Below are 978 nucleotides of genomic sequence, written 5' to 3'. Positions count from 1 at the left end.
ACCAATAATTACATATGCAGGTCAACCAATTCCTAATTTAGTTGGTCCTATAAAACAAATAATAATTCCTGCAATAAAAAACAATGATGAAACTCCAAAGATTTTCAAAAACATAATTACATCTTTAACTTATATTTTTGGCATAAAATCACTTCCTTTCTAATTTATTAATTAATATTTTTTTCTTCAAATAAACAATGTTCCTATTGGTGAATTTTTATCAGTTTTATCTTTAACATTAACAATTCCATTAACAGTAATCTCTAAACTATAACCACCAACAAATGATGTACTAATATTGTTATTAAAATAATCAAATGTTTCTATTACTCCAGAATAAGGTCAATTAAAGGGGGAACCAGAAATTTTGTAAATATAATTTATTCTATTAAGATCTTTAATTTGATAATCTTGACTATTTACTACAAAATCACTAGTATCAACAACTTGTCATATACAAGAATTGTATACTGCTTTTGCAGTTGGTACTTCTTCATTTGTTGATTTATCATTAATAGATTTTGTTATTGGTACTTGAATATTGTTTTGTATTGCTCTGACTGCTTTTGTAAAATTTGGTGCTGTTTCTGCAGTTGGATTTGCAATTTTTAAATCATTTGTCAAAATATTAATTGATTGAATTTGATTTTTGCTTTCAATAGTACTGTCAGCAATTAAATTTTTTAATTCTAAGTTTGTATCTTTATTAACAACATCTTGTTTTTTATTTATTTTATTGTCTAAAATATTATCTTCTTTAATTCTTTCATTTTTTTCTTCATTTATTAAATTATCTATTTTTTTATCTAATTTGTCATCGGTTTTTATTCTTTCTGTTTTTTCTTTTTCTATTAAAGCATCAACTTCTAATTGTGTATAATATGCTTCTAAATCTATCATTGTTAAATCAATACCTTCTTCTTGAAAAGTACGAAACATTTTCTTTAAAGTTGTTAAATTAGCCAATGATTTTGCATA

The 978-nt window shown here is 23.4% G+C and carries 1 protein-coding gene; it reads right to left on the bottom strand.

The features are described 5' to 3' along the window. Positions 1-171: 171 nt before the first annotated feature. On the bottom strand, positions 172-978 hold an 807-nt coding region (locus D9R21_RS07740), incomplete at its 5' end, for a hypothetical protein (RefSeq protein WP_158613997.1).

The organism is Spiroplasma endosymbiont of Megaselia nigra, assembly GCF_003987485.1.
Classification (GTDB): Bacteria; Bacillota_I; Bacilli_A; order Mycoplasmatales; family Mycoplasmataceae; genus Spiroplasma.
Note: the sequence above shows the minus strand (reverse complement) of the source record. Positions and strands in the feature narration are given on the sequence as shown.